General features: G+C 71.7%; 21 protein-coding genes and 1 tRNA gene. 15 read left to right on the plus strand and 7 right to left on the minus strand.

Going from position 1 to position 23,396, the window contains the following annotated elements:
• Nucleotides 1–17 precede the first annotated feature (17 nt).
• The 4 genes from QRY02_RS38105 to QRY02_RS38120 form a co-directional block, all read right to left on the minus strand.
• The gene (locus QRY02_RS38105) at nt 18–1,301 is read right to left on the minus strand and encodes an alginate O-acetyltransferase AlgX-related protein (protein WP_285987603.1); all 1,284 of its coding nucleotides are present in this window, start codon (nt 1,299–1,301) and stop codon (nt 18–20) included.
• A complete protein-coding gene (locus QRY02_RS38110; protein WP_285987604.1) occupies nt 1,298–3,706 on the minus strand; it encodes a glycosyltransferase in 2,409 nt (802 codons plus the stop codon). Before QRY02_RS38110 ends, QRY02_RS38105 begins: the two co-directional genes overlap by 4 nt.
• A 1-nt stretch (nt 3,707) precedes the next feature.
• Nucleotides 3,708–4,907 (minus strand): hypothetical protein, encoded by a 1,200-nt coding sequence (locus QRY02_RS38115; protein WP_285987605.1) that lies wholly within the window; start codon nt 4,905–4,907, stop codon nt 3,708–3,710.
• A gap of 106 nt (nt 4,908–5,013) precedes the next feature.
• Nucleotides 5,014–6,207: a hypothetical protein gene (locus QRY02_RS38120; RefSeq protein WP_285987606.1), complete on the minus strand. Its 1,194-nt coding sequence runs from the start codon at nt 6,205–6,207 to the stop codon at nt 5,014–5,016.
• A gap of 225 nt (nt 6,208–6,432) precedes the next feature.
• On the opposite strand from QRY02_RS38120, the gene QRY02_RS38125 reads away from it, so the two are divergent.
• A complete protein-coding gene (locus QRY02_RS38125; RefSeq protein ID WP_285987607.1) occupies nt 6,433–8,202 on the plus strand; it encodes a hypothetical protein in 1,770 nt (589 codons plus the stop codon).
• Nucleotides 8,203–8,291: 89 nt separating this feature from the next.
• Nucleotides 8,292–8,915 carry a hypothetical protein gene (locus QRY02_RS38130; protein ID WP_285987608.1) on the plus strand — a complete coding sequence of 208 codons (624 nt, stop codon included), beginning with the start codon at nt 8,292–8,294 and terminating at the stop codon, nt 8,913–8,915.
• On the opposite strand, the gene QRY02_RS38135 is transcribed toward QRY02_RS38130, so the two are convergent.
• Nucleotides 8,893–9,576, minus strand: coding sequence for an alpha/beta fold hydrolase (locus QRY02_RS38135; RefSeq protein ID WP_285987609.1), 684 nt, complete (start codon nt 9,574–9,576; stop codon nt 8,893–8,895). The two genes, QRY02_RS38130 and QRY02_RS38135, sit on opposite strands and share 23 nt — an antisense overlap.
• 134 nt (nt 9,577–9,710) lie before the next feature.
• On the opposite strand from QRY02_RS38135, the gene QRY02_RS38140 reads away from it, so the two are divergent.
• Entirely contained in the window at nt 9,711–10,250 is a 540-nt protein-coding gene (locus QRY02_RS38140) for a DUF2716 domain-containing protein (RefSeq protein ID WP_071831626.1), read from the plus strand.
• Nucleotides 10,251–10,283: 33 nt separating this feature from the next.
• Nucleotides 10,284–10,685, plus strand: coding sequence for an immunity 7 family protein (locus QRY02_RS38145; RefSeq protein WP_285987610.1), 402 nt, complete (start codon nt 10,284–10,286; stop codon nt 10,683–10,685).
• A gap of 217 nt (nt 10,686–10,902) precedes the next feature.
• Here QRY02_RS38145 and QRY02_RS38150 read toward each other — a convergent pair.
• Nucleotides 10,903–10,975, minus strand: a tRNA-Gly gene (locus tag QRY02_RS38150).
• A 187-nt stretch (nt 10,976–11,162) separates the two neighbouring features.
• On the opposite strand from QRY02_RS38150, the gene QRY02_RS38155 reads away from it, so the two are divergent.
• From QRY02_RS38155 to QRY02_RS38205, 11 genes are all read left to right on the plus strand, one after another.
• Entirely contained in the window at nt 11,163–12,794 is a 1,632-nt protein-coding gene (locus tag QRY02_RS38155; RefSeq protein ID WP_285987611.1) for a sigma-70 family RNA polymerase sigma factor, read from the plus strand.
• 113 nt (nt 12,795–12,907) lie between these two features.
• On the plus strand, nt 12,908–13,348 hold the full coding sequence (locus QRY02_RS38160) for a hypothetical protein (protein WP_020642704.1): 441 nt from the start codon (nt 12,908–12,910) through the stop codon (nt 13,346–13,348).
• Nucleotides 13,349–13,360: 12 nt separating this feature from the next.
• Nucleotides 13,361–14,221: an Fpg/Nei family DNA glycosylase gene (locus tag QRY02_RS38165; RefSeq protein ID WP_285987612.1), complete on the plus strand. Its 861-nt coding sequence runs from the start codon at nt 13,361–13,363 to the stop codon at nt 14,219–14,221.
• Nucleotides 14,222–14,320: 99 nt separating this feature from the next.
• A complete protein-coding gene (locus QRY02_RS38170; protein ID WP_285987613.1) occupies nt 14,321–15,646 on the plus strand; it encodes a histidine kinase in 1,326 nt (441 codons plus the stop codon).
• Nucleotides 15,647–15,665: 19 nt separating this feature from the next.
• Nucleotides 15,666–16,511 carry a S49 family peptidase gene (locus QRY02_RS38175; RefSeq protein ID WP_285987614.1) on the plus strand — a complete coding sequence of 282 codons (846 nt, stop codon included), beginning with the start codon at nt 15,666–15,668 and terminating at the stop codon, nt 16,509–16,511.
• Nucleotides 16,512–16,668: 157 nt separating this feature from the next.
• Nucleotides 16,669–18,054, plus strand: coding sequence for a glycoside hydrolase family 16 protein (locus QRY02_RS38180; protein ID WP_285987615.1), 1,386 nt, complete (start codon nt 16,669–16,671; stop codon nt 18,052–18,054).
• Between the two features lie 82 nt (nt 18,055–18,136).
• Entirely contained in the window at nt 18,137–18,970 is an 834-nt protein-coding gene (locus QRY02_RS38185; RefSeq protein ID WP_043792552.1) for a LytR/AlgR family response regulator transcription factor, read from the plus strand.
• Nucleotides 18,971–18,983: 13 nt separating this feature from the next.
• On the plus strand, nt 18,984–19,514 hold the full coding sequence (locus tag QRY02_RS38190; protein WP_285987616.1) for a hypothetical protein: 531 nt from the start codon (nt 18,984–18,986) through the stop codon (nt 19,512–19,514).
• A 31-nt stretch (nt 19,515–19,545) separates the two neighbouring features.
• Entirely contained in the window at nt 19,546–21,336 is a 1,791-nt protein-coding gene (locus QRY02_RS38195) for a sodium/solute symporter (protein ID WP_285987617.1), read from the plus strand.
• Between the two features lie 41 nt (nt 21,337–21,377).
• The gene (locus tag QRY02_RS38200; RefSeq protein WP_285987618.1) at nt 21,378–21,737 is read left to right on the plus strand and encodes a rhodanese-like domain-containing protein; all 360 of its coding nucleotides are present in this window, start codon (nt 21,378–21,380) and stop codon (nt 21,735–21,737) included.
• A gap of 2 nt (nt 21,738–21,739) precedes the next feature.
• On the plus strand, nt 21,740–22,777 hold the full coding sequence (locus QRY02_RS38205) for a DUF4328 domain-containing protein (protein WP_285987619.1): 1,038 nt from the start codon (nt 21,740–21,742) through the stop codon (nt 22,775–22,777).
• On the opposite strand, the gene QRY02_RS38210 is transcribed toward QRY02_RS38205, so the two are convergent.
• Nucleotides 22,774–23,364 (minus strand): TetR/AcrR family transcriptional regulator, encoded by a 591-nt coding sequence (locus QRY02_RS38210; RefSeq protein ID WP_285987620.1) that lies wholly within the window; start codon nt 23,362–23,364, stop codon nt 22,774–22,776. The genes QRY02_RS38205 and QRY02_RS38210 overlap by 4 nt on opposite strands.
• Nucleotides 23,365–23,396: the final 32 nt, after the last annotated feature.

Genomic DNA, 23,396 nt, shown 5'->3' on the forward strand with positions numbered 1-23,396 from the left:
TCCCCCGGTCGGTGCGGTCAGCGGGCGAGCTTGGTGAAGATGTTCTGCTGGACGTTCGGCGACAGCATCGAAACCGAGCCGACGACGAGCCCGCGCTCGGCGAGCTCGATGACGACGACGTCGCTGCGCTGCAGCAGGTCCGCGGCCGCGGCGCCGCCGTCGTGGTCGGCCGTGCTGGTGTGCAGGGCGGTCAGGTCGCGGAAGGTCGCGGCCAGGTACGGCAGGGCGCGGATGGTGAAGGAGTCCCCGAGCCACGCCGTCCGCAGGCCGTAGGTGCCTTCGCCGGTGGCGGTTTCGGTGTGCACCGGGGGGATGTAGTCGCCGGGCATCGGCCGGGTCAGATCGGTCTTGCCGTCCGGCATGAGCGCGTAGTGGGTGCCTTCGGTCTGCCCGGTCCGGCCGATCAGCGGCGGCAGGTCGGCCGGCACCTGCCAGTCCTCCTTGGGCTGGATCCGCCAGCCCGCGCTGATGCCCGGCCGCAGCTTCTCCAGGACGGCCCGCACCGCGCTGATCGCGCCTTCGTCGTTCCAGTGCGCGTCCTGCGGCCCGTACACCGGCGCGCCCTTGCGGTTCGCCCAGTCCTGGATGGGACGGCGCGGGTCGATCATGAAGTTCTCGGCGTCGACGCGGCGCCAGAAGTCGCCTTCGATCGCGTCGTGGCAGTCCTTGCCCAGGTAGTTGCCCGGCAGGTGCTGGGGGACCATGCCCACCTTGTCCGGCGCGACCACCACGACCAGCTGCCGTCCCGACGCCTCGATGCCGTCGCGGAAGCTGCGCAGCTGGGCGAACGTCGTGTCGAGGTTCGACGCCTGCACGCAGTGGCTGGTGACCTCGTCGCCCAGGTACAGCCAGCCGTCCTTGCCCTCGATCACGTTGGGGAACTGCCGCCGGTCGTACTTCGGGCCGTTCGTGGCCGGCACCGGGACCTGGAGCGGGTTCTGCTGGTTCTCCTGGTTCAGCGGGGGCGGCTCGCCGAACACGCCCCGGCTGATGCCGTCGGCCGCGTGCACCGCCTGCTCGCGGAACACCAGGTGGTCGGTCGCCCACTGGGTGAACTGCGGGAAGAACGACCAGCCCTGCCCGAAGCTCGGGAACGGCGTCAGTGCCCGGTTTTCGAACTGGCTCGGGCGCGCACCGAGCACGGCCGAGAAGGCGGGCGTCGCGAGGAAGACGATCGCGCAGATCAGCGCGACGAGCTGGCTGCGGCCGTGCCGCGGCCGGTACAAGGCGTGTTCGCGCGGGAGGAACGCCTCGTAGACCGGCGGCAGCGCCGGCCGGGGACCTCGTCCGGTGGTGGTCACGGTGCCACCCGGAACTTGCGGGCCGCGGCCCGCACCGGGCGCAGCAGGCGACGGGCGTGGGCGACCAGCGGGTGCCGCGGCGGTTCGGGGGCCCGGCGGGCCAGCCACGTCCGGTGCGCCGAAGCCAGCCGGTCCCGCATCCACGACGCGGCCGCGTCGGTCGACCGGGTCCGCAGCACGTGCTCGCGGGCTGCCTGGCCGCGCCGGCGGGCTTCGGTGGGGTCGTCCGCGACGGCGCGCATCGCGGCCGCGGCGGCGTCGAGGTCGGGCTCGGCCCAGCGCCCGCCGGGGTGGTAGGGCGGCCAGCCCGGGCCGACGTCGGTCATCGTGCACGGGATCGGCCAGCCGTGCCCGGGCCCGAAGAACTCGGTCGTGCTCGAGTAGTCCGTCGCGATCACCGGCAACCCCCTGACCATCGCCTCCGCGACCGTGAGCCCGAACCCTTCGCTGCGGTGGAGTGACACGTAGGCATCGGTCCCGGCATACAGGTCGTCGAGTTCGGCGGCGGTGAGGTACCGCTCCACCAGCTCGATCCGCGGGTCGTCGCCGATCGCCCGGCGCAGCCGCTCGACCGCCGGGGTGTTGCGGTGCCCGCTGGTGGCCTTGAGCACCAGCCGGACGTCGTCGCGGCCCGGGAAGGCCCGGCGGAACGCGTCGACCACTCCCCAGGGGTTCTTCCGGCCACCGGTGGAGTTGAAGTCGAAGATGAACAGGAACTGCGTCGTGGCACCCGGCTCGCGCGCCACCGGGCCCGGATCGGGCACCGGCACGGGAATGGTCCGGACCGGGACGGGGGAGTGCGCGGCGATCGCCCTCGTCGCGAACTCGCTCGGCGTCCAGATCTCGTCGACCAGGGCGAACCCGTCGTGCATCGCGGCGGGGAAGTCTTCCAGTTCCCACGCCCACAGGCCGATCCGGTAGCGGCCGGCGCCGGCGTCCGGGTGGCTGTCGAGGATCAGCCGGGTGAAGTCGGAGTTCACCGTCAGCAGGCTGACGCCGAACCGCGGCGCACCCACGTCGTCCGGGGTGGCGAGGCCGGTGTGGACCGAGCCGGCCAGCGAGTGCTCCTCGACGACCGACACCGTCGGCACCCCCGCGGCCGCGATCGCCCGCCGCACGACCCGGGCCATCTCGCCGAGCCCGAGCCCGGCCGTCAGGTACCCGACGACGTTGACGCCGAAGTCGTCGACCGGCGGGACCGGCGGGGGCGGGGCGGCCGGCAGGGCCCACGACGGCAGCAGTCCTTCCCGGACGCCGTGGGTCGCGCACCACTGCCGGAAGCCGTCGGCGTTCGCACCGCGCGGGTGCGGGAACACCGCCTGGAGGTCGACCCGGGAGAGCCACACCGCGGCCGCCAGCCGGGTCAGCCCGGTGGCGGCGTCGATCGGGGACGCGGGTTCGGCCAGCCACTGGCGGAACGCGCGGCCGCCGTCGTCGCCGAAGGGGTGGGGCGGGAGCTTGCCGTCGACGACGTCGAGCGGATCGGGGGCGTGGCGCGCACGCTCGGTGCGGAGCCACGCCTCGTGGTAGAGCTGTCGCATTTGGACGGTCAGCGGCGAGCCGTCCGGCAGGGTGGCGAACCGGTTCTCGGCGGGCTCCGCCGGGCCGAGGCGGTCGCGGTACGCCTCGCACAGGCGGCGCAGGACCGGTTCGGTGGACAGCCGCACGCGCGGCCGCTCGGGGCAGTCGCCGGTCAGCAGCCACGGCCGTTCGGGGTCGAAGCCGCGGAAGGCGAAGAACCGCAGCGGCCGCCCGGACACGGTCGGCGGGTCGCCGGCCAGGCGCCGTTCGTGCAGGTTCCAGTAGCCGACCGCGAGCCCGGGGTCGCGCACGACGAACAGGTCGAACGGACCGGCCGCGAGTTCGGGCCACCGCCGGTCGGCGCCGGTCCGGTGCGGCGGACGGCGGCGGGCGTGCCCGGCCCAGTGCTCGAGGAACGGCCGCGCGGCCTGCCCGGCGGCGAGGAAGCCGTCGAACACGCCGGGCACGTCTTCGGGTTCGAGGCCGTCCTGCGGCAGCGGGGCGAGCAGGGCCGCGGCGGCGACCAGGCCGTGGTCGCCCGCGAGCCGGGTCACGTCCTCGAACGGCGCGTGGACCTCGACATCCGGGTCGAGCAGGACGACCACGTCGAAGCGGTCGAGCAGCTTCGCGAGCAGCAGCGGGCGCAGGACGTCGGCGAGGTCCGCACCGGCGTGGCAGGTGACCAGCCGGAAGTACTCGTCGGGGTCGAGGCCCAGGTCGCCGGCCGCGGTGTCGCCGTCGGCGACCAGCAGGACGAAGTCGTGCCCCGGGTGGTGGGCGCGGTAGGAAGCGGCGAGCACCTCGGCCGCCGCCAGCCGATCACGGGTGACGACGGTGCAGGCGGCCGACCGGGGCCCCGGCTGCCCGGGACGGGGACCCGACATGTCAGCCGTTGGCGGGCAGCTCGACCAGCTGCTTCGCGAGGATTTCGTCGAACACCTGGGACACGCTGGTCATGTCGCCGCCGTCCACGTGCACCCGGACGACGGTCTGCTTGTGCACGTAGTGCGCGCGCACGAGCGCCTTGCCGTCTTCGCGGACGAGCTGCATCACCTCGACGCCGGGCGGTGTGGTGCCGGTGTACTTCGTCAGCTTGTACTTCGCCTGCAGGTTGACCAGCTTGTCGACCGCGTCGCTCGCGGCGGAGCTGCCGGAGGTCTTGACGGTCATGACCACGACCGTCGCCCCGGAGGGCAGCGTCGACGCCGATCCGCGGGACACGGTCGGGTTCGCGCCGGAGAGGGCGTCGTACTCCTCGTCGGTGAGGACCTTCGCCGCCTTCAGGTCGTCGAAGGTCGGGAAGTCGGTGTTCCACTGCACGGTGCCCGGCAGCTTCGCGATCTCCCGGTCGTCCTTCGGCTTCGGCTGGGTCGGTGCCGGGCCGGAGGACGAGGCGACCGGCGGCGTCGGGTTGCCGGAGTCGTTGCCGGAGAACAGGAAGTAGCCACCGACACCGAGACCGGCGAGGACGACCACGGCGACGATGATCGCGACGACCTTCTTGCTGCCGCCCTTCCGGGACGTCGTCTCGAACGACGGCTCGGGGCCCTGGCCGACCCAGTTGGTGTCGGCCGGGAATTCCGAGCCGCCCCACGGCGTACTGGTGTCCTGGCTCGGCACGTTCCACGGCAGCTGCTGGCCCTGCGGGGGGTGGTACTGCGGCTGCTGGGCCGGGAACCCGCCGGAACCCTGGCCCTGCGGCCGGAACGCGCCGCCGACCGACTGCGGGGGAACGCCGGGCACGACCTGGGTCCGCTCGGCGTCACCCTGGCCCGCGGGCGCCCATCCCTGCGGCGCTCCGGCCTGGCTGACCGCCTGCGTGCGTTCGGCGTCGCCGAACGAGCCGTTCACGATCTGGGTCTGGTCGGCCGACGGGCCCGCGCCCGCCTGCGGCTGCCCGGGGGGCGGGGTCACCGGCGCGATGATCTGCGTGCTCTCCGCCTGATTGCCCGCCGGCGCCGCCTGGGGGTCGGCGTTGACTGCCGCGGACAGGACACTGTCCCGGCGCACCCGGTAGTCGTCCGCCGAAATCTGGCCAGCGGCCAGCTCTTCGTCCAACCGGCGCAGTTCCTCCTGCCAGGACAAACCCGGCCCCCTTCTCGTCAGCGGTTGCCAGCCGAGCCGGCTCACGCATCATTGTGCACTCAGGGTCCTTCGCCGAGGTCCAGAGGGTCGATTCGTGACCTGCTGCTCAGCCCGCCGGCAGCACGTCTTCGAACGCCTTCACGGCCCGATCCTGCTCGCCGCTCAGCCCCAGCTGGCTGTGGTAGGGCTGGGCGGTCCCGACGATGACGACGTTGTTGCCCGAGCCGTACCAGGTGGTGTTCAGGAACTTCGTGCCGTCGTTGCCGGACACCGTCCGGACCCCCGACTGGACCGGCTTGAACCCGGCGTCCAGCGCCTGCTGGTACAGGGTTTCGACGACGGACTGCGCGTTGGCGGCGCTCGTCGTCGGCACCACCACGACCAGGTAGGAGACGGCGCCGTCGCCGGACCCGCGGAAGATCACCTGCGTGGCCCCGTTGCCGGTGAACAGCTCCGCCGTCTTCGGCAGGTAGAGCCCCAGGTCGCGGCCCTTCGCCACGGACATCGTCGAGTTGTTGGGGTTGGCGACGCCGGGGAGTGCGGGCAACCGCTCCTCGAGCGGGTCCGCGCGCGTCCCGGCCGCGGTCGACGGTGGGTCGGCCGAGGGCCCGGCCTGAGGCGGGGTGTCCGTGCCGGAACCCAGCCACTGGGTCGCGGCCACGACCATCGCCACCACCACCAGCACGCCGGCGGCCAGGAACAGCCAGGTGGGCCGCCGCCGCGAGCCGTCGCCGTCGCGGTGGCGTCCCGCGGATTCCGGGTTCTCCTCCGGCCGGGGCGGCTCGGGCCGGTCGCCGGTGGGCCAGACCTCCGGGAACCGGCTGACCTGGCCGCCCTGCCCCCGTCCTTCGACCTGCAGGTACCGGGTCGGGACGATGTCGGCGGGACTGGGCGCGGTGGTGAGGTGGTCGGGGACGGGCGGCACGACCGGGTGGGAGAGCGTTTTCTGCGAGCCCGAGTCGGTCCGCTGCCACGGCGGCGCCGGGTGCGGGGGCCGCGGGAGCTGGCCGGACGACGGCGGGTAGGTGCGCTGCGGCGGCGCCGTCCGCGGGTCGACCGGCTGGACGGCGGGAAGGGTGGCGTCGGCGGCGTTCTCGGTGCCGGCAGGATTGGCAGGATTGGCGGGATTGGTGCTGTGCCAAGCGGCCGGGCGCCGGAGCGGGGAAGCGACGGGGGAGGGCACGGTCGAGCCCGACGCCTGCGCCAGCAGCTCGTCACGCTGTTTCCGGTGCGCGGCCGGTTCGATCCGGCCGGCCGCCAGGTCCGCGTCGAGTCGACGCAGATCTTCCTGCCAGCTCATCCTTCGACCCCCATCCAGCCGTTCGGGGCATCAGTCTGGCACGTACGGCCGACCTGCGAGGTTGCGGTTTGAGGTTGATCGGCAACGTAGCGCAAGTGCCGCCGTTTCGGGAGTCCTTCGCCGCGAACACGTCGGGGCGGGGCGGCGCCGACGGTCCGGTAGGGTCCGGCTGCCCTGGTCACGGCGGTGGGAGAGAGCCGGGCCGGCGTTCCGAGGGGAGCCCACTTGAGCACCGAAGCACCACCCAGGCCGCAGCGAGCGCTCAGCCGTCTGCGCCCGACACCGAAGGCCCGTGAGGGCCTGCTCGCCCTGCTCGCCGGGTTCGTCATTTCGGGGCTGTTCAACTACCCCGTCGTGCTGCACCCGAAGTCGTTGGTCACCGGCGACCTGGGCGACCCGCTCCTGCAGGCCTGGCAACTGGCGTGGCAGCACCACTTCGTGACGTCCGGCGGTGCTTTGTGGACGGGCAACACCCTGTACCCGGCCCCCGACAGCTACGCCTTTTCGGACTCCCTGCTCGGTTACCTGCCGCTGGGGCTGTTCGGCGACGGCCCGTACGCGGCGATCATGCGGTACAACGCCGTCTTCCTGCTGTCCTTCGCGCTCGCCTTCGCCGGGGCGTACGTCCTCATCCGGCAGCTCGGCGGCAACTGGCAGGCGGCCGCCCTCGCCGGAACCGCGTTTGCCTGGGCACCCTGGCGGCTGACCCACGCCAGCCACCTCAACATCCTGTCGGCGGGCGGGATCGCGCTGGCGCTCTTCGCGATCGCCCGCGGGCACGGCTATTCGCTGCGGCACGGCCGGCGCCCGGAGCTGTCGAGGCCGTGGTGGGCGTTCGTCGGCTGGGCGGTGGCGGCCTGGCAGGTCACCCTCGGCTTCGCGGTGGGCATGCCGTTCATCTACCTGCTCGGCGTGGTCGGCCTGGTCGTCCTGATCACCGCCGTGCGCCGGTGGCCGCGGTTCGGCACGCGGCTGGCCGTGGCCGACGGTGCCGGTGTCGTGGTCTTCCTCGCCGTCACGTACCTGATGACCATCCCCTACCGCCGCGTGGTCGACGAGTACGGCTTCACCCGCGCCTGGAAGGAGGTGCAGCTCTACTCGCCGCCCCCGCAGGGCCTGCTGGCCGCGCCCGACTCGACGTGGCTCTGGCAGAAGGGCCCGTTCAACCTGTGGAGCGGCACCTTCGCCGACCCGGCTTGGGTCTCGCTGCCGGGCGCGTCCGAGAAGCTCCTCTTCCCCGGGCTGGCGTTGCTGCTCGTCGCGCTCGCGGGGCTGTTCTTCAGCGTCTGGTCGGTCCGGGCCCGGGTGGGCCTCGCCGTCGCGACCGTCGTGGTGACGGTGTTCGCCCTCGGCTCGGAGTTCTTCGGCGGCGACTACACCTACTACGTGCTGTGGCGGTACCTCCCCGGCTGGGACGCCCTGCGCACGCCCGGCCGCCTGATGCTCTGGGTGCTCCTGCTGCTGGCCGTGCTGGCCGCCGGCGCGCTCACCCGCGCGGCCGAGTGGCTGCGCACCCGCGACACGACCTACGACCAGGGCCGCTTCCTCCAGGCCCTGCTCGTGGTGCCCCTGCTGTTCGCGTTGCTCGAGGGTGTCCCCGACCAGCCCCACCCCTCGCCGCCGGGCATCCCGCCGGACGTCGCCAAGGCCTTCGAGCACGACCCGAAGCCGGCGCTGATCCTGCCGATCAGCCAGGACGTCGCGCCGTTCAGCGAGTTCGTCTACCAGTTCTGGTCGACCGACGGCTTCCCTCCGCTGGCGAACGGCCACAACGGGCTCCTCCCGCCGCAGTACGGCGAGATCATCACCGCGGCCACGACCTTCCCGGACGCGCACAGCGTCGACGTGCTGCGGAAGTACGGCATCCAGCAGGTGCTGGTGCTGAAGGTCGGCGCCGCCGGCACGCCGTACGAGGCGGCGCTGACCCGGCCGCTCGACGGGCTGCCGCTCACCCGTTCCGAATCGGCGGACCTCGTCACCTTCACCCTGCGCTAGTCACCCGTCAGGCCCCGGAAACTGTCGTACATATGTTCTAAAATGGGCGTTGTCCAGGGGAGATGCCGCCCGCGTCCGCGGGTGGCGTGATGGAGGAAGGCAGGGCCATGGCCTACATCACCCTGTCCACGTTCGTGGGCTACAGCGCGAGTAACGGGCCGTCGCGGTCGTCGTTCGTCCGACGGCAGCGCCGCCAGTACGAAGATCCGGCGAGGGCGGCGTTCAACTACTACCGGCGGGCGGCCAACGCGGTGCGCTCCGGCCGGGCGGCGAATCAGGACGAGGTGGCGCTGCGTGCGCTCGTCAACGCCGCCGACGAGCGGACGAAACCGCACTACGCGGCGATCGCCGAGGGCTGGCTGCGGTACCTCGGCCGCAAGTCGCCGAGGCTGGTCGAAGTGGGGCGCGGCCGGTGCCGGATCGGTGAGCTCGAGATCGGCGTCAGCCCGCAGATGGGGCTGCGCAAAAGCGACGGCCGCCGGTACGCGACCTGGCTCTACTTCAAGGAGGAGCCGTTGGCGAAGGCGTCGGCGCAGCTCGCGCTGTGGGTGCTGGAGCAGGCGATGCCCGACATCCTGCCCGGCGGCGAGGCGCTGGTGATCGACGTCCGCCGGGGAAAGGAGTACCAGCTCTCCGCCCGGGACCGGGCCCGGCTGCGGCCGTGGGCCCGCAGCGAGGCTTCGGCGTTCCTCACCCTCTGGGACGCGGCCTGAGCAGCACCCCGGCCACCAGGTCCGGCCGGGTGACGAAGGGGTGGTGCGCCACCGGCAGTTCGACGACGTCGGTGGCGCGCGCCGCCTGGGCCCGCTGGGTCTCGGGCAGCGTCGCGCGGTCCTCGCCGCAGACGACGTAGGTCGACGGGACTTCCCGCCACGCCGCCCGGGTCGCCGGCTGGCCGAACACCGCCTCGTTCTGGCGGGTGAGGCGGCCGGCGGCCGCGGCGTACGTGCCGTCGTCGAAGTCCTGGGCGAAGAGGGGCCGCACGAACTCCTCCCGCACCCCGGCGGTGCCGTCGCCGTGGCTGACGTGCCACGGCGACGGCTCGCCCGTGCCGAAGTCCGCGAGCGCCTCGCCCACGTCCGGCAGGAAGGACGTCACGTAGACGAGCCGGTGGATCGCGGGGTGGCCACCGACTGTGGTGATCACCATGCCGCCGTAGGAGTGTCCGACGAGCAGCGCGGGCTCGTCGGAGGCGTCGAGCAGGCCGCGGACGGCTTCGGCGTCGGCGTGCAGGTCGCCGCGCGGCTCGCTCTCGCAGCTGGGCAGCACCGCCGCTGAGCTGCGCAGACCGTGCCGGGCGAGTACGTCGGCCGTCGGTTGCCACCACCACGCGCCGTCGCGGACGAACGCGCCGTGGACGAAGAGAACCCGCATGGTCACAACTTGGCAGAACCCACCCGGATGAGTGACACAGTTCGCGGCGGGCGGACGGGGACTGGACAAACCGGAGGCCGAACACGAAGCTTTCGCGTGTTCTTCTGCGCCTGGCCGACTCGAGGTCTCAAACCGTGAATGCTGCTTGGGAAGCCGTCTCCCGCGTTGTCGACGAGCCCGCCTGGTACTGGGTGTACGACAAGCTGGCGTTCTGGCCGAGCACCTACGCGCACGCCTGGCCGGGGTTCCGGGAGCCCGCGCCGTCGCGGACGTGGGACCTTTCGCCGGGGAACCTGGACCGCGCTTCGGCGGAGTTCCGCCTCGGCCCGTACGCGGTCGAGGAGCACCAGGTCGCCACGATCGCGCTGGCCGCGTTCCGCGAGGTCTGCGGTCCGGACGACTGGATGTGGGCGCTGCACTGGCAGCACCAGTCCTACCGCGTCCGCCCGCACCTGATGTCCGGGAGCGCCCGGTGGCCGGTGCCGGTGTTCCCGCGGGCGGACTACCACCTGTTCCTGGCGGCGGACTTCTCCTACGGCACGCTCGGGCACCCGTGGGAGCGGACGTTGTGCGTGTTCGGCGAGAAGCTGGTGCCGGCGTTCGAGCGGCTGGGCGAAGGCGTGCTGTCGAACGTGCTGCGCCGCGACGGGAAGCCGTCCGCGCTGGCCCGCTGAGCCGCCGGTTGATCTCTTGCTACGGTTCTGCAGGTGTTCGAATATCACGGCTGGGTGACCATCCAGGCGACCGCGAGCGGCGATGACGACGCGGCGCTCCTGGAACGCCTGGTCGACCGCGTGCACCGCGCAATCCGCGACGCGGGTGACTTCGACCTGGTCGACCTCCGGTGGAGCGCGGGGATGCCCATGCTCCACTTCGGCGGTTTCGACAAGCACGGCGGCCCGATCGCCCCCGAACTCCTCGAATTGTTCACCCGCACGGGCGAATTGGCCCCGGGCTCGTACGGCCTCTTGCACACCTGGGACGACCAGGACACGGAGAACGACAACAACTTCCGCGTCTACCGAATGGCCCGAGGCCAGGTAACAGAGCGCGAAGACACGCACCTGACCCCAGTCGCCCCAACAATCCTCGACACCTACGAGCTCTAACCCCCCGAAACCGGAGCCCAAAGCCTGGCGCGCCAAAGGCGCGAAGTCTGATTCGGGCAGAGCCGGGGAACTCCCCAAACTGCGGCCAGACCAGGGCGGGGAACCCTCCGAAGGTCTGGCGAAGGCACCGTGGGGGTCCGGGGGGCTCGGCCCCCCGGGTGAAATGGCGAAGGGGTCGTGGTCGGCGTTTTCCGCCGACACGACCCCTTCAACCCCGAGCGGATGACGGGATTCGAACCCGCGACCCTCACCTTGGCAAGGTGATGCGCTACCAGCTGCGCTACATCCGCGTTGCCTTGCTGATGGGGAGAACTCTATACCCACCCCTGAGGGGTCCGGTCACCGGGTCCCCCCGTGCCTGGACCGGTGCTTCGGTGTCACAGCTGGCGTACAAGGGGTGACGACGGCTGATTCCCTCCGTATGGTGTCTCCATTCGACCGAATGGGGAGACCTTCGGGGAGGAGGTGCCGGGCCGGATGACCGAGCTGGGCACGGTGCCGCCACCAGCGGCCTCGGAATCCGACGAGCAGGCACTGCTGCAACGGCTCCGCAACGGCGAGGACGCCGCGTTCGGGGAGCTGTTCGAGCTGCACGCCGCCGCGGTCCGCCGGCTCGCGCAGAGCCTGGCGTCCGATCGGTCCGAGGCCGAGGACATCACCGCGGAGACGTTCTTCCGCGTGTTGCAGGCTCTCCGCCGGGGCGCCGGTCCCCGTGACTACGTCCGCGCTTACCTGCTGACCGTCGCCCGCCGGGTGTCGTGGGAGTGGCACGGTGCGCGCCGGGACGTCCCGGTGTCCGACGACGAACTGACTTTCCGGGCCGGGGCGGGTGCGGACACGCACGCCCGCACGGCCGAGCACACGTTGATCACGACGGCGTTCACGAGCTTGCCGGAGCGGTGGCGGACGGTGTTGTGGCAGACCGAGGTCGAGGGTGAGCAGCCCGCGATGGTCGCTCCGCACTTCGGGTTGAGCGCGAACGCCACCGCGGCGCTGGCCCGCCGGGCCCGGCAGGGGCTGCGGGCGGCGTACCTGCAGGCCCACCTTTCGGTGAACCGGGGACCGGATTCGTGCCGGGCGGTGGTCGAGAAGCTCGGCGGGTTCACCGCGGGCAGCGTCACCGGCGCCGAGGCGGAGCGGATCAAGGCGCACCTGCACGGCTGCCCGTCGTGCCGGGCGACGCAGGACGAGCTGCGTGATGTCTGCTCGTCGCTGCGGGCGCACGCCGGGGTGCTGGTGCTGCTGGTGCCGGCGGCCGCGTCGCTGGGCGGCAGCGGGGTGCTGGCCGGGCTGGGCGCGACGGTCAAGGGCGTCCTGGTCGGCTCGAAGGTGAAGATCGGGCTGGCGCTGGCGTCGACCGCCGCGGTGGGTGCCGTGGGTGTCGCGGCCGGGCCGGTGCTGTTCGGGTCCGGGCCGGTGCAGGACGTCGGGTTGCCCGGTGGGGCGCCCGAGCTCGTCGTGGTGCCGCCGTCCGAAACGCACCACCAGCCGCCTCCGCAGGCGCCGCCGGAGCCGCGGATCGGCATCGGCGTGCTCAACGGCCGTGGCAGCGAGGTCGCGGTGCAGGCCCCGGCGCGGGGCGCGGAGCGGCAGGTCGCCGCGAACGAGGTGCCCGAACTGCCGGTCGCCGGGGACGTCCCGGTCGCGGCCGTGGGCGGCGGCGGTGCCGGCGATCAGCCTGTCCCGCGCGAAGACCTTCCCTCCACGACTTTCGTCGCGTCCGACCACCCGGCGTCGTCGCCGCGGCTGGACTCGTCGAGGCCCGTGATGACGATGACGACCGACTCCGCCGACTCGCCCGTGCCGGAGGACGCCGACGCGCCCGAGCTGTCGCCGACCGGCCGGCCCGGCAAGCCGGTTCCGTCGTCGGACCAGCCCACGGACCAGCCGGAGAAGCCGGCGCCGAAGGACGACGAGGCCGGCGATCCGGGGACATCGACGGACACCTCGGCGACGGACACCCCGACGGAGCCGTCGACAGAGCCATCAACAGAGCCGTCGACAACGGTGACGCCGACTTCGGGGAAGCCGTGCCCGAGCAGCGCGCCGGCCGTCACCGGGTCGGGCGAACCGGCGGACCCGGCTCCGGCCGCCCCGCCGGGTTCTTGATCAGCGGTGATCGGTTCCGGCGGGTGAGTTGTCCGGTTCATCCCTCGCGCGGGTGAGCCCGGGCACGGTACCGTTGAGGCGCTCACCCTGCGGGCGCCCCGGGAGGCAACTGAATGAACCGGCTGGTACGCGGCGAAGACGGCCGCGACTGGGTGGTCCGTGCCCAGATGGAATGGCGCGCACCGGCGACGGCCGACGACTTCGAGCACGACGTCGCGGGCAGTTACGGACCCGGGATCGCGATGATCGTCGTCACCACGCTGCTCGCCGTGATCCTCGTCGTGTGGACGCCTGACCAGGTCAACATCCCGGCGTGGGTGCTGCTGGCGCTGCTGCTCGTGGTGTTGTTCTTCCCGCTGCGGTGGATCCTGCGCCGTCCGTGGACCGTGGTCGCGGAAACCGAAGGCGACGTGACCGGCGACCGGCCGTCCGAGCGCTGGGTCGGCACCATCCGCGGCATGTTCACCGTGCAGGGCGAGGTCAAGAAGATCTCCAAGACCATCCAGCGGCATTCCCTGCCGGACTTCGACGGGCCCCTTCACCCGGTCGAGTAGGACACTGGTGCCATGCCCGAGCTACCCGAGGTCGAAGCACTGGCTCACCACCTGCGCGAGAACGCCGTGGGCCGGACGATCTTCCGCATCGATGTCGCATCGCTGAGCGTCCTGAAGACGGCGACACCGCCGTGGACCGAGCTGCACGGCCGCGAGATCACCGGCGCGACCCGGCACGGCAAGCACCTCGACGTCGTGGCCGGTGACCTGCACCTGGTCGTCCACCTGGCCCGCGCGGGCTGGCTGCGCTGGTCCGACGGCCTCGCCGCGGCACCGCTGAAGCCGGGGAAGGGCCCGATCTCGCTGCGGGTGCACCTCGAATCCGCCACCGGGCCGGGCTTCGACCTCACCGAAGCGGGCACGAAGAAGGGCTTGGCGGTGTGGGTCGTCAAGGATCCGCAGGAGATCGCGAGCGTGGCGCGGCTGGGTCCGGACGCGCTCGCCGTGGACGCCGCCCAGCTGCGTGAGCTCTTCGCCGGGAAGAACACCCGGCTGAAGTGGGCGCTCACCGACCAGTCGCTCCTCGCCGGGATCGGCAACGCCTACTCCGACGAGATCATGCACCGCGCGAAGCTCTCGCCGTACGCCACGATCGGCAAGCTCGGCGAAGGCGCGCTGGAAACCCTGGCCGAGGCGATCCACGAGATCGAGTCCGACGCCGTCGAGCGGTCGGTGGGGCAGAAGGCGGCCCGGCTGAAGGGGGAGAAGCGGTCGGGCCTGCGGGTCCACGCGCGGACCGGGCTGCCGTGCCCCGTCTGCGGCGACACGATCCGCGAAATATCTTTCGCCGACAAGTCGTTCCAGTACTGCCCGACCTGCCAGACCGGCGGCAAGCCGCTCGCCGACCGGCGGATGTCCCGGCTGCTGAAGTAGCGGCTTCCGGACGCTGGGTAGGGTCTCCTCTACCCTCGGTCATCGCAGTTGGACAGAAAGTGGGATCAGGTCTTGCACCCGGTCGGTCGAGCGCAGAGCATGGACGCCGTGTCCGGGTTCCCGCTTGCGCAGATCGTCCCGTGGGGTCTTGTGGTGCTGCTCGTCGCCGCGGTGATCGTGCTGCTGGTGAAACAGCGCCGGCCGGCCAGCGTGGTGGAGGACGCCATGCTGCAGGCCGTGCACCGGATGTCGAAGGCGGCGCCGAACCTGCGCGCCGGCCTGGACGAGGACGCCGCCGACAAGATCACCACGCAGCTGCTGCAGATGCTCGACTGCGTCGCCGTGGGCATCACCGACAGCGAAGGCACGCTGCTGTCCTGGGACGGCGAGGCGAACGAGCACTACGTCGACCTGGTCGAGGCGATCGGGGCGGCGATCCGCAAGCACCGCCGCGAGGTCGTGGCGCACGACCGGATGCCGTGCAACCACCGCGGCACCTGCCGGATGAAGACCGCGGTCATCGTGCCGCTGCTGGTGGAGGGCGAGACCGAGGCGGCGCTGATCGTCGTCGGCCGCACCCGCGGGCGGCTGGTGCAGATGGCCGACGCCGTCGCCCAGTTCGTCTGCACCCAGTTCGAGCTGTCCCGGCTGGACGAGTCGAAGCAGCAGCTCCAGCAGGCCGAGATCAAGGCACTGCGCGCGCAGATCTCCCCGCACTTCGTCTACAACGCGCTCAACACGATCTCCGCGCTGATCCGCACGGACCCCGAAGAGGCGCGAGAGCTGCTTCAGGACTTCGCCGACTTCACGCGCTACTCGTTCCGGACGTCGGGCATGTTCACCTCGCTCGCCGAGGAGCTGCGCAACATCGACCGCTACCTGACGATCGAGAACGCCCGCTTCGGCGGCCGTCTCGAGGTGCGGATGAAGATCGCGCCCGAGGTGCTCAGCGTCGTCGTGCCGTTCCTGATCATCCAGCCGCTGGTGGAGAACGCGGTCAAGCACGGCCTCGCGAGCAAGCCCAGCGGCGGCTGCGTCACGGTGATCGCGCAGGACTACGGCACCGAAGCGCTGATCAGCGTCGAGGACGACGGCATCGGCATGGACCCGCGGCGGCTGAAGGACGTCAAGAACGCGCACAGCACCGGCGCGCACGTCGGGCTCGGCAACATCAGCCAGCGCATGCAGCAGGTCTTCGGCAGCGACTACGCGGTGATGGTCGAGACCGCGCCCGGTGCCGGCATGAAGGTGACGCTGCGGGTGCCGAAGTTCGTCCCGGGCGTCCGGCCGAACATGCCGGACTACAGCTCCGAGACCGACGCCGGCGAGGCCGACGTCCCGGCCCAGGGCGGTCCGACCCAGCTGAACGGCGCCGAGGTGAACGGCGTCAACGGCACGCGCTCCGGCATCCTCCCCATGGGCTGAATCCGGCTAGCCTGGCTTCATGAGCGTTACGGACAAACTGGCTTCGCGGATCCCGGTGCTCGCCGACCGGGTCGAGCGCAAGGACGTCGTGGCCGTGGTGAAGCTGCACGGCGTGATCACGCCGTCGCCGTCGCCGCTGGCCAGGGGCGCGATCAATCTCGCCGCCGTGGAATCGGCGCTGACCAGGGCGTTCGGGCACGATCGGCTCAAGGCGGTCGCGTTGCTGGTGAACTCGCCGGGTGGCGCGCCGACGCAGTCGGGGCTGGTCGCCGAGCGGATCCGGCAGCTGGCCGACGAGAAGAACGTGCCCGTGCTGGCGTTCTGCGAGGACGTCGCCGCGTCGGGCGGGTACTGGCTGGCCTGCGCCGCCGACGAGATCTACGCGCACCGGACGTCGATGGTCGGCTCGATCGGCGTGATCAGCGGCGGCTTCGGGTTCACCGGCCTGCTGGAGCGCTTCGGCATCGAGCGCCGGCTGCACACGGCGGGCGCGAACAAGTCGCGGCTGGACCCGTTCTCGCCGGAGAAGCCCGAAGACGTCGAGTGGCTGAAGAAGATGCACACCCAGCTCCACGAGCTGTTCGTGAACTGGGTGAAGGAGCGCCGCGGCGACCGGCTGACCGACGCGGAGGACCTGTTCACCGGCGACGTCTGGCTCGGCGCGAAGGCGCTCGAGCTCGGCCTGATCGACGGCCTCGGCAGCCTCCGGCAGGTCGTCACCGAGCGCTACCCGGACGCGGAGATCTCGGTGGCCGAGCCGAAGAGGCCGCTGCTCGCGCGTCTCGGCATCGGCGCACCGGCGGCCGCCTCGGCGGTGCTGGACGCGGTGACGCAGAAGGCGGCCTGGTCGCGCTTCGGTCTCTGACGCCGATGTCCGGTTCGGGTACTTCCGGGCAGACTTTGTGACCTGGATCACTCTTCCCGTGTAACGCCTCTGGAACCGGGGGTGGCTGTCGGGTTTCCTCGTCAACGGGCTTTGTTGCGAACGGCAACAAATCCGGACGACAAGGAGGTCGTACCCGATGCCCCACCTCCGGTTCACCATCGGCGCCGTGCTCGGCGCCGCGTTGATCGCCATCCCGCTGACCATCCCCGCCGCCGCGTCCATCCCACCGCCCGAGTCGGGCTGGACCACGGTGTTCGCCGACGACTTCACCGGCGGCGCCGGCACGCTCCCCTCGAGCGCGAACTGGATCGTCGACACCGGCCACAGCTACCCCGGCGGCCCCGCCAACTGGGGGACCGGGGAGATCCAGAACTACACCGCGAGCACCAGCAACCTCTCGCAAGACGGCAACGGCAACCTGCGCATCACGCCGTTGCGCGACGGCGCGGGCAACTGGACGTCGGCGCGGATCGAGACCCAGCGCGCCGACTTCAAGCCCCCGACGGGCGGCGTCATGCGGATCGAAAGCCGGATCCAGATGCCGAACGTCACCGGCGCGGCCGCGCTCGGCTACTGGCCCGCGTTCTGGGCCCTCGGTGGCCCCTACCGCGGCAACTGGTGGAACTGGCCCGCCATCGGCGAGTTCGACATCATGGAGAACGTCAACGGGATCAACTCCGTCTGGGGCGTCCTGCACTGCGGCGTCAACCCGGGCGGCCCGTGCAACGAGACCACCGGCCTGCCGAACAACCGGGCGTGCCCCGGCAGCAGCTGCCAGTCGGCCTTCCACACCTACCGCTTCGAATGGGACGCGAGCAGCAGCCCGCAGGTCCTCCGCTGGTTCGTCGACGGGCAGCAGTTCCACTCGGTGAGCCAGAACCAGCTCGACGCGACGACCTGGGCGAACATGACCACCCACCAGGGCTACTTCGTGCTGCTGAACCTCGCGATCGGCGGCGCGTTCCCCAACAACAACTCCGGCACCACCACGCCGGGGCCGGGGATCGTGCCGGGGCACCCGATGGTCGTCGACTACGTCACGGTCACCACGCGCGGCGGCGGTGGCGGCACGACGACCCCGCCCACCACGACGACGCCGCCGTCCGGTGGCGGCAGCGCCTACAGCACCATCCAGGCGGAGTCGTACAGCCAGCAGTCCGGTCTGATCACGGAGGCCACCACGGACACCGGCGGCGGCCGGAACATCGCTGCGGTGGCCAACGGCGACTGGGCGCTGTACGGAGGAGTCGACTTCGGCGGCAGCGCGGCCACGAACTTCCAGGCGCGCGTGGCGTCCGGAGCCGCCGGCGGGGTCAGCGGGCTGGTCGAGGTGCGGCTGGACAGCCGGTCCAACGCGCCCGTCGGCAGCTTCGCGGTGGGGAACACCGGTGGCTGGCAGAGCTGGCGGACCGTCCCGGCGAACATCAGCGGGGTCACCGGCGTGCACAACGTCTACCTGACCTTCACCAGCGGCCAGCCGGCCGACTTCGTGAACCTGAACTGGTTCACCTTCGTGCATTGAAAGCAGGGGGCCCGCGGCTTCGGCCGCGGGTTCCCCACTTCAGGCGGACGGGGGCTGGACATTGCACTCGGGAATGGGCAGGATGCGTTTCACTGTGAGTGCTCACGATGACACCCGGAAGCTCGTGGTCCTGGCTGTGGACGACGAGCCGAACGGTCTTGACGAACTCGTCCACTGCCTGCGCAACAGCCCGCACGTGGCGAAGGTGTTCCCGGCGATCGACGCCTCCGAGGCGCTGCGGTTGCTGTCCACCGACGACCCGCGGTTGCGCGAGCGCAAGGACCGCGGCCTGCCGATCGTCGACGCCGTCTTCGCGGACATCGACATGCCCGGACTGTCGGGCATGGAGATGTCGCGCGTGTTCGCCGCGCTGCGGCCCTCGCCCGCGCTGGTGTTCGTCACCGGGCACGCCGAAGAAGCCGTCAACGCCTTCGACCTCGGCGCCCTCGACTACGTGCTCAAGCCGTACCAGCAGGACCGCCTCGACCGTGCGATCTCGCGCGTGCTGGACAAGCTGGCCGCCGCCGCGGCGCCCCCGCCCGGCGCGCTGGGCGGCGAGCCGGTCAAGAACGACGACGAGGTCATCCCGGTCGAACTGGCCGGCACCACCAAGCTCATCCCGCGCTCCTCGGTCCGCTGGGTCGAGGCGCAGGGCGACTACGCGCGGCTGTTCACCACCGAAGGCAGCCACCTCGTCCGCATCCCGCTGGCCCAGCTCGAAGAGCGCTGGGAGAAGGCCGGGTTCGTCCGCATCCACCGGTCGTTCCTGGTCGCCCTGCCGCTGATCACCGAGCTGCGCATGGGCCAGGGCGGCTACCAGGTCGTCATCGGCAACGAGGAGAAGGTGCTGCCGGTGAGCCGGCGGCACACTCGCGCGCTGAAGGACCGGCTGGTCGGTTCGGGCCGGAACGGCTGAGCCGGGGCCGGCCGTGACCGACGACTTCTACGAGCGCCGCTCGAACGGCGTCCGCGAACCGGATCCGACCCTCGGCAGGCGTGGCCGGCACCGGCCGCTGCCGCAGCCTGCCGACCGGGCCGTCGTCGAGTCCCTGCCGCCGGCGCCGGAGGACGAGCCGCCGCCGAAGCCGGAACACCACGCGAAACCCAAGCGGGAGCGCGTGATCCTCGCCGACCCGCGCCGCGGCGCCGGCACCCTGCGCGCCCGGGTCGAGCTGGAGGAGCAGACCAGCTGGGGGAAGCTGCTCGTCCGCGACCACCTGGTGAAGGTGCAGCTGCGGACGGCGTTGCTGCTCGCCTTGCTCGTCGTCGGCGTCTTCGGCTCGCTGCCCGTGCTGTTCTACCTGGTGCCCGGGTTCTCCCGGGCCAGCCTGCTCGGCATCCCGGTGGCCTGGCTGATTCTCGGCGTGCTGCCGTTCCCATTCCTGTTCGGCGTCGGGATCTGGTACAACCGGCTCGCCGAACGCAACGAACGCGCGTTCGTGGACATGATCGAAAACTAGTTTCGCACTTACTCGTGCGAGGATTCCTCCCGTGCAGTTGAACCCGTGGGCCTTGACCGGCATCGTGCTGGTCGCCGTGGTGACGCCCTACCTCGGTCACCGCTCCTCGCGGTCGGCGACGAGCACGCACGACTTCCTGGTCGCGCGGCGCACCGTGCGGTCCCGCCGCAACGCGGCCGCGATCTCCGGCGAATACCTCTCCGCGGCTTCGTTCCTCGGCATCGCCGGGATCGTGCTCAAGGACGGCGCCGACGCGCTGTGGTTCCCGATCGGGTTCACCGCGGGGTACCTCGCGCTGATGCTCTTCGTGGCGGCGCCGCTGCGCCGGTCCGGGGCCTACACGCTGCCCGACTTCGTCGAAATGCGGCTCGGCTCGCAGGGGCTGCGCCGGTTCTCCACGGCGTTCGTCGTGTTCATCGGGATCCTGTACATGGTCCCGCAGCTGCAGGGCGCCGGCCTGACCCTGGCGACGATCCTGCCGGTGCCGGTGTGGGCCGGTGCGGTCGCGGTGATGATCGTGGTGACCTTCAACGTGATCTCCGGCGGGATGCGCGCGATCACCGTGGTCCAGGCGTTCCAGTACTGGGTCAAGCTGTTCGCGATCTCGGTGCCCGCGTTCGTGCTGTGCATGGTCTTCTTCACCAGCGGCGGCCCGGAGGGGTTCCGGCCGCTCGGCTCGCCCGCGCCGCCGGTCTTCGTCAGCGACACCACGGTGGACGTGCAGACCGACGTCACCCTGCACGTCACGTCGGACACCTACCTCTACGCCTACGGCCGCACCGACAACGGCCCGGCGGCCGGGCCGACGCGTTGGACACCGCTGGCGCCGCACACGGTTTCCGAAGGCACCAAGCTGAAGTTCGTCGCCGGCACGCCGGTCCCGGTGGTCAGCGACTCCGTCGCCGACAACGCGGACTGGCTGCACCCGGCGTCGGGCAGCCTCACCGACCTGCTCCAGACGTACTCGCTGATGTTCGCGACGTTCCTCGGCACGATGGGCCTGCCGCACGTGCTGGTCCGCTTCTACACCAACCCCGACGGCAAGGCCGCGCGCCGCACGACCGTGCACGTGCTGCTGCTGCTGGGGCTGTTCTACCTCTTCCCGACGCTGCTGGGCGCGCTGTCGCGGATGTACGTTCCCGAGCTGCTGGTGACCGGCAAGACGGACGCGGCGATCCTGCAGCTGCCGTCCGCGATCCTGCCCGGGGTCGGCGGCCAGATCCTCGGCGCGGTCACCGCGGCCGGCGCCTTTTCTGCTTTCCTGTCCAGCACGTCCGGGCTGCTGGTGAGTGTCGCCGGGGTCGTGTCGACCGACGTGCTGCCCGGCCGGGTGCGGGACTTCCGCGTGGCGGCCGGGCTGGTCGCGCTGTTCCCGATCGTGCTGGCGGTCGTGCTGCGGCCGGAAGACATCTCGCTGTCCATCGGGCTGACGTTCGCGCTCGCCGCGTCGACGTTCAGCCCGCTGCTCGTGCTGGGCATCTGGTGGCGCAAGCTGTCCTGGCCGGGCGCGCTGGCCGGGATGTTCGTCGGCGGCGGCCTGGTGCTGACCGCACTGGTGATCAACGTGGTGAGCGGCTACACCGGCGGCTGGGCGCCCTGGTTCGTCAACCAGCCCGCGCTGATCACCGTTCCGGCCTCCTTCGTGACGACCTACCTGGTCAGCCGCGTGACCGGCTACGGCCGTCCGGAGCACGTCCACGACATCATGCTGCGGCTGCACGCGCCGGACCCGCTCGGCTTCATGCGGGACAGGGCGGTCGCGCGGTTCGGCCAGGCCGAGGAGAAGACCCGCGTCGCCGGCCGCGGCCGGCACCGCAAGTGATGCGCTGACCTCACGCGCGGGCAACGCCTCCGCATGGCAGCATGGAGACCGTGGTGAGCCCTGCTGAACTGCCGACCGCCGAGGTCCGCGACCTGCCCAAGGACGGCCTCGTGCTGCTCGACGTCCGCGAAGACGACGAGTGGGCCGCCGGGCACGCGCCCGGCGCGGTGCACATCCCGATGGGGGAGCTGCCCGCCCGCGTCGGCGAGCTGGCCGATCTGCCCGAAGACCAGCCGATCCACGTGATCTGCCGCAGCGGCGGCCGGTCCGCGCGGGCGGCCGCGTGGCTCAACCAGAGCGGCTGGGACGCGGTGAACGTGGCCGGCGGCATGGGCGCGTGGCAGCGCGAAGGCCGTCCGATGGTGGGCGAGCACCCCGGCATCGAACCCGAAGTGATCTAGCCTTGCACCCGGGGCAGCCTCCCGCCGGGCAGCCGTACCCGCCCGGGTACTGGCCGCGCCAGGCGCCGCCGCCGACGGCCCAGCAGTTGCAGGGCCGGACGCTGGCCGCCCAGCCGGAGCCGTACCCCTACCACCGCCGTCCGGTGCACCGGCCGAAGCTGCGCTGGGTGGCCACCCCGCCGCCCGGCGCGTGGCCGCGCCGCCGCGCCGTGGCGCCCGAGCCGTACCTCGGCCCGCCGTCGTACCCGGTGCCGCCGCGCTGGGGGTTCCCGAACCTGGTCTGGCGCCGCCCCACGTCGGTGCCCGGCACGGTGTCCGACGAGATCCGCCCGATCGACCGGATGCCGGTGCTCAGCCGCAGCGTGGTCGTCGTCCTCTTCGCGTACGCGGTGCTCGCCGTGGCCGCGGCGAGCGCGGAGGTCTGGCGGTACGTGCTGTTGGTCCAGGGGCGCGAATCCGCGCTGTCCCGCTCGGTGGTGGCGTTCTCCGACGGCTTCGTGCTCACCGCGGGCCTGCTCGCCTCGATCCTCGCGCTGCTGCCCGCCGGGCTGACGCTCTGGTGGCTGCTGGTCGCGCGCCAGGCGGCGGCGGACGTGTCGGGTGACGACCCACCCCGGCCGGTGTGGCAGGTGCTGGTCGGCGTCCTCGTGCCGGTGGCGAACCTGCCGCTGGCGCTGTCGGTCGTCGGCGAACTCGAGCACGCGGTGCTGGGCCGCTCGCGGGCCGCCCGGCCGAAGCCGTCGCGCCAGGTGCTCGGGTGGTGGGGCGCCTGGCTGCTCAACTGGGTCCTGCTGGGGGTGTCGATCTTCTGGCGCTTCCGCGACGACGTGCAGTCGATGGCCGACAGCGTCGTCCTGGTCGCGGTGACCGACCTTTCCGCGGCGGCGCTGGCCGTGATGACGGCCCTGGTGGTGCGGCGGTTCTCCGCGCTGCTGGCGCCGTCGGACGCCCTGGCCGTGCGCGAGATGCGTGTGCTGAAGGTCCACGGTGCCCCTGAGCCGGAGCTGCGGGCTTCGCGGCCGGCCGGCGCCGTGCGCTAGTAGCGGCCGTAGGCCGGTTCCAGCTGGTCGAAAGCCTGTTCCGCGATCGGCCAGAGCTCGTCGACGATCGTTTTTTCGTTCTCGAGGGTCCGGTCGAAGACCTCCTGGAAAAGCACGCGCAGGACCGTCGTCAGGTGGGCGGCGGCGAGCGTGGGGTTGAGGTCTTCCTCGGGGTGGCGGCGGATGAGGAGGTCGACGAGCGCCGTCTCGCGCTCGCGGTGCATCTCGTGCAGCGCGTTCGTCAGGACCGGGCTTTCGTTGATCATCCGCACGAAGCCGGGCCCGGAGAAGCCGACCAGCGCGTGTTCGGCGCCCAGCGCTTCGAAGTAGAGCTCGCGCGTGTCGTGGAAGACGCTGTCGCGGATCAGGGCGGCGGGCCAGGAGGTGAAGTCTTCCCGGATGTCGAAGACCAGGTCTTCCTTGCGCGGGAAGTGGTTCGTCACGGTCATCTTGGCGACCTGCGCCTCGGCGGCGATGTCCGCGATCGTCACGTCCTCGAAGCCGTTGCGGATGAACAGCCGCGTGGCCACGTCGGAGATGGTCTTCCTGGTCTCGTGCTTCTTCCGGTCGCGGAGGCCCTCGCTCATGGCGTCACTCTACTGGGTCGAACCCAAGTTTG

The sequence above is a fragment of the Amycolatopsis sp. DG1A-15b genome (assembly GCF_030285645.1).
Lineage (GTDB): Bacteria > Actinomycetota > Actinomycetes > Mycobacteriales > Pseudonocardiaceae > Amycolatopsis.